Source organism: Microcoleus sp. PH2017_35_SFW_U_B, assembly GCF_020737865.1.
Classification (GTDB): Bacteria; Cyanobacteriota; Cyanobacteriia; order Cyanobacteriales; family Microcoleaceae; genus Microcoleus.
The window spans coordinates 1-1,762 of sequence record NZ_JAEQDE010000002.1 but is presented as its reverse complement, the minus strand read 5'-3'; the positions used below and the strand labels follow the sequence as shown (position 1 = coordinate 1,762).

The 1,762-nt window shown below is 40.1% G+C and carries 2 protein-coding genes; both read right to left on the bottom strand.

The annotated features are described in order from the left end of the window. Positions 1–1,250 (bottom strand): transposase (locus JGK36_RS00020; RefSeq protein WP_293199404.1); only part of this gene is annotated, 1,250 nt, incomplete at its 3' end. Beyond that, the gene (gene tnpA, locus JGK36_RS00015; RefSeq protein WP_293194019.1) at positions 1,228–1,626 is read right to left on the bottom strand and encodes an IS200/IS605 family transposase; all 399 of its coding nucleotides are present in this window, start codon (positions 1,624–1,626) and stop codon (positions 1,228–1,230) included. The genes tnpA and JGK36_RS00020, both read right to left, overlap by 23 nt. Between the last annotated feature and the right edge of the window lie 136 nt (positions 1,627–1,762).

The following is a 1,762-nucleotide window of genomic DNA, read 5'->3' as shown; positions in this document are numbered from 1 at the left end:
CGAACTTTCAAAGGCGAAATCAAAGCGCCTCTACTGACTCCTTCAAGACAAAGCCCTAAAGTTGCCGCTACTTTTCGCAAAATATTCGCAGCACCGTTGCAGTCTGCATTGATTTTGCTTCCATCTTTTGAACGATACAAGCCGCGACTGACACGTTTTCCAGATTCTTTCCACCCTTCAGGTTTTTCACCGAACTTAGGTAGTTCATCCTCATCCAAAAAACTCGCCTTACTCGTATAGCTTTCTTCAGTTTCAACAAATTGAATGCCATGTTGCTCGCAAAGTTGAGAAATTCTATCCTTTAATCGGGCTGTTGGAATTTGCACAAAACTTTGGTTTGTTTTACTTCCAAGATTGATTTCTTGACGCATTCCTTTGTTCCAGCCAAATACAACAGTGCCTATTTGGTTTTGCAGGCAATGATTCAATACTAATTTAGCTGCTTTATTGACGGCATCTCTAACTTGCCTATTCCGTTTCTCCGTAATCCTCCCTAATCGTTTAGACCAAAAGCCTTGAGGCTTGTTCTCTTTGATTGTTGCAACTCGTTTGTTATACCACTGATTTAATGATTTTAGGTGCAATCCATCTATAATCAAACTTGTTCCCACATTGGAAACACAGGTCAACCAATTATTTAATCCTGGGTCAATACCTAGAACTTTACTGGCATCTAATTCAACTGTTATTGGCTGAATTTTATAGACAAATTCAGCATAAAATTGCCCATTCCTCGGTAAGATGCGAATTTCTCGGATTTGGTCGTAATCTAAGTTTGACGGCATTGGTAGATAGAATTCACTAACTCCAAACCATGTTTTAACCTTACCTCCCAATGGAAACCTTAGTTGCCCGCTTTTCAACTTTACATCTGCCTTGGGAAACGTCGCCAGCTTGAGGCTATTTTTGCGGTATCCCGGCAGTTTAGGGTGTTGCGTGACTGTACCATTTTTGACACCCTTAAGTAGTCCAATATACGACTGGAATGACTCTGCCACAGTTGTTAAAGTCTGTTGAGCTACGTGAGAGTACAAGGCTTTGAAGTGGAGATTGCCTTTTAACAGCCTGTGCAAAGTGGCTTTACTTGGAAATTTTCCAGTTTTGAAATACAATTGCCGAGAGTAGTAAAGTCCACAATTAGCTAACTTGTTTGACTCTTCACAAACAAATTCTAAGATGCTTTTTAAAGTTCGATCTGCGCTAATTAAATTTTGTTGGCAACCATAACTAGACATTTTTTTGATTCTCAATATACTGCTTGACTACCGAAATAGGTGCACCGCCAACGGTTGAAATAAAGTAGCTATTAGTCCACAACGTTGGCAATCGACTTTTTAGCCAAGGAAATTCTTGGCGGAGATATCGAGATGAGCGCCCTTTCATATACCGAATGAGTTTAGCAATCCCAAATTGAGGATCGCATTCGACTAAAAGGTGAACATGATCTGGCATCACTTCCATTTCAATTAATTCGCTCTTAAACTCAGTTGCAACCTCTAATAATATTTCCTTCAGACGGATATCGACGCCTTCAACTAGAACCTTGCGACGATACTTGGGACACCACACAATATGATATTTGCAAGAGTAGACAATGTTCTTGTTTGACTTGTATTTAATACTCATACTATAGTTATACAGCTTGATGCTGTATATGGTGCTGATTCTTTATTAAGCTTTGTTAAATACAGAAGGCGGTTGAAACCGCTACCGACTTATCCCCATGTCTAAAGCCAGGGGCTTGCGTCTCGCTCTTTGGTCA

Bases quoted from the DNA above. Each gene is read 5' to 3' on its own strand.
- tnpA (WP_293194019.1), bottom strand. From the start codon at position 1,626: ATGAGTATTAAATACAAGTCAAACAAGAACATTGTCTACTCTTGCAAA.